This is a genomic window from Vicinamibacteria bacterium (assembly GCA_035620555.1).
Taxonomy (GTDB): domain Bacteria; phylum Acidobacteriota; class Vicinamibacteria; order Marinacidobacterales; family SMYC01; genus DASPGQ01.
In genome coordinates this window covers 1-3035 of sequence record DASPGQ010000564.1, presented here as the reverse complement: position 1 = coordinate 3035, position 3035 = coordinate 1, and the positions used below count along the sequence as shown (strand labels likewise).

General features: G+C 61.3%; 4 protein-coding genes. All 4 read left to right on the top strand.

The annotated features are described in order from the left end of the window. A partial coding sequence (locus VEK15_22760; GenBank protein HXV63541.1) for a secretin N-terminal domain-containing protein occupies positions 1-951 on the top strand: 951 nt, incomplete at its 5' end. A gap of 14 nt (positions 952-965) precedes the next feature. After that, the gene (locus VEK15_22755) at positions 966-1607 is read left to right on the top strand and encodes a hypothetical protein (GenBank protein ID HXV63540.1); all 642 of its coding nucleotides are present in this window, start codon (positions 966-968) and stop codon (positions 1605-1607) included. A gap of 15 nt (positions 1608-1622) precedes the next feature. After that, on the top strand, positions 1623-2471 hold the full coding sequence (locus tag VEK15_22750) for a hypothetical protein (GenBank protein ID HXV63539.1): 849 nt from the start codon (positions 1623-1625) through the stop codon (positions 2469-2471). Positions 2472-2547: 76 nt separating this feature from the next. Continuing rightward, positions 2548-3035: tetratricopeptide repeat protein (locus VEK15_22745; GenBank protein ID HXV63538.1), on the top strand; the 488-nt coding region annotated here is incomplete at its 3' end.

Below are 3035 nucleotides of genomic sequence, written 5' to 3'. Positions count from 1 at the left end.
TCGGCCCGCGGTGACATCGTCATCGACACCCGCACCAACACCGTGATCTTCACCGACCTCGCCGATCAGATGGCCGCGATCAACCAGCTGATCGACACGCTCGACACGCCCATCCCCGGCGTCGAGATCGAGGCGCGGATCGTCGTGACGACGAGGACGTTCTCCCGGCAGCTCGGCGTGCAGTGGGGATTCACGAGCAACCAGACCCAGTTGCTGGGCAACACGACCGAGCTCGTATTTCCCAATCGAATTCAGATCGACGGTCAATCCATCGGGTCCGACGCAGAGCGTCAATTCGTCGCGCCGGGCGGACAGGGTGGTCTGATCCCTCCCCAGTTCGACGAGGGGGGCTCGCCGGTACAGCGCGGCTACGCGGTTAACTTGCCATTCGCCGGTTCACCGACCGGCGCTATCGGCGTCTCGCTCGGAAGCATCACCGGAGCTTTCGGCATCGACGCCGCGCTCTCGGCAGCGGAGCGACGCGGGCAGGTGCGTATCATATCCGCTCCCAAGATCATCACCCAGAACAACAAGCCGGCGGAGATCAAGCAGGGCGTCACCTTTCCCGTCCAGGTCGTGGCCAACAACACGATCACCGTGCAGTTCAAGGAAGCCGTTCTCGTTCTCCAGGTGACCCCCCAAATCACGTCGGCCGCCACGATCATTCTGGACATACAGGTCAACAACGATTCGCTCGACTTCGGCCAGTCGGTGAACGGCATTCCGAGCATCATCACTCAAGCGGCGAACACCCAGGTGCTCGTCGACGACGGCTCGACGACAGTCATTGGAGGCGTCTTCGTCAACCGTCAGGCAAACGACGAGAGATACGTGCCCCTACTCCATCGCATTCCTATTCTCGGCTATCTCTTCAAGACGACGGAAACAACCTCGAGGAATGAGGAGCTCTTGATTTTCCTGACGCCTCGCATCCGGAAAGATACGGTCTAGGAGGAGTGAGCTCGATGAACCCCCGCAAGCTCATGAGACGAATGACAAAAAACGCGGCCCGACATCACCGTGCGGCGTCGATTCCCGTCCTTTTCGTGCTGTTGGGAAGCTGCACGACGAATACCGAGGACAACGACACGACGAACGCCTTCATCCGCGTCGTTTCCATGGAGGGCTCTTCACCGGACTTCGGCGGCGCGGGAGCGGCTGGGACCGACCTTTTCTCCGACGTCTGTTTTGCCGACGAAGATCACCCGCCTTGCAGCTACTTCAACGACAACGGGCTCGTCACCATGGTGGGCTTCCCCAAGGATCAAACCCAACCCGCGGGACTCGTCACCGACGTCGTTTTCGAGCGCTACCGGGTCACTTACGTGCGGGCGGACGGCCGCAACGTTCCCGGCATCGACGTTCCCTACCCGTTCGATGGAGCCGCCAATTTCACGGTCCCGCTCGACAACTCGGAGATCGAGCGCGCTTTCATGGTGGTGAGGCAATCGGCCAAAACGGAGAGTCCTCTCAGGGAGATGGCGCTGACCGCGAATATTCTTTCCGTCATCGCTCAGGTGGATTTCTTCGGACGCGACACCGCGGGCCGATCGATCAGCGTGAGGGGGTTTCTCAACATCACGTTCGCCGACTTCGGGAACGAGTGACGAGGAGCGCAACGGATGGAAAGACCAAAATCTTCTCTGTTGGAGGAGAACATGATCAAGTCGAGTCGATGGCTGCTCCCGTTCGCGCTCGCAGGAGTCTGTGCCGCGTGCACCCTGGACAATCAGCAGGCGCCCGAGCTCGCGGGTCCGTCAACGGTGGCCCGGTCGATCACATTGCGGGCCGTTCCCGACTCCCTCGTCTCCGACGGGTTTTCCAGCTCGGTCATCGAGGCGGTGCTTCAAGGACCGAACGGTGAGCGGGTTCCCGGAGCGACGATTCAGTACGACATTGCTTTGGGTCCCTTCGGTGAGTTTCTCGATCTCGGCAACCTGGCCCCGCTGAATGGACCCCGGCCGACCGCCGGAGGGGTCGAGGCCGGTCCGGTGTCCGCGGTGACGGACGGGGACGGTGTGGCGCGAGCTCGGTATTGGGCGCCTTTCCGCACCGATCAAGAGAACGACACGACCGTGACAATCACGGCACGAGAATCGGGAACGAACTTTCGCTTTGCCGCTTTGTTAATGGCGCAGACCGATATCTTTTTGCGTGCGGCGAACCGCCCATCGTTCCCAGGGGGAGCGTTCTGCAGCTTCACCATCGAGCCTAACAAGCCCTCCTACCGGACGGGCGAGGGGATCGCCTTTACCGCAACACAACTTGTTGGGGACCCAACTAGCGGTTGCTCCGGGCTGGAGATCGCGCGCTACGAGTGGAACATCGAGCCGGATACGTACAAGGCGGGCCGCGAGATCGTTCACGCGTTCCCCGAAGAAGGGGCATTTTTTGTAGAGCTCGTGACGACCGAAGCGGTTACCGGATGTCAGGATATTTGTGCCGCTTTGATCGTCGTCGACGACCCGTAGGGGCTTGACCGGGGCTTTGGGAGAGCCCGAGAGCCCCATCGGAGCTCGACCACTGTCAACGGAGAAGAGGCCCACTATGAGCCGTATCGAAGATCTCCAGAAACGTCTCGAGTCGGACCCCAACTCGCGAATATTCGTGCAGCTCGCCGAGGAGTACCGTAAAGCGGGCCTTCTCGACAAGGCCATCGAGGTCTGCCAGTCAGGGCTGCAAAAGCACCCCCATTACCCCTCGGCCCGGGTCGCGCTGGGGCGGGCCCTCCTCGAGGCCGGGCAGCACGACAAGGCGAGTGCCGAGTTCGAGTCCGTTCTCCAGGCCGTTCCCGACAACATACTGGCGAACAAGTTTCTTGGTGAGACGTACCACAGTCTCGGCCGGCTCTCCGAAGCGCTTACGAAGTACGAAGTGGCTCATTCGCTCGCTCCGGAGGACACCGAGATCGAAGAGCGTATGGGCCGGCTTCGTGGCGAGATGGACCTGCTTCCGCCGCTTCCGACTCCGGTAGCCGACAACGCGTCGACGGAAGTTCCGTTCGTCGAGGCTTCTGAGCAGACTCTCTTCGTAGC

Bases quoted from the DNA above. Each gene is read 5' to 3' on its own strand.
- VEK15_22755 (HXV63540.1), top strand. From the start codon at position 966: ATGAACCCCCGCAAGCTCATGAGACGAATGACAAAAAACGCGGCCCGA.
- VEK15_22750 (HXV63539.1), top strand. From the start codon at position 1,623: ATGGAAAGACCAAAATCTTCTCTGTTGGAGGAGAACATGATCAAGTCG.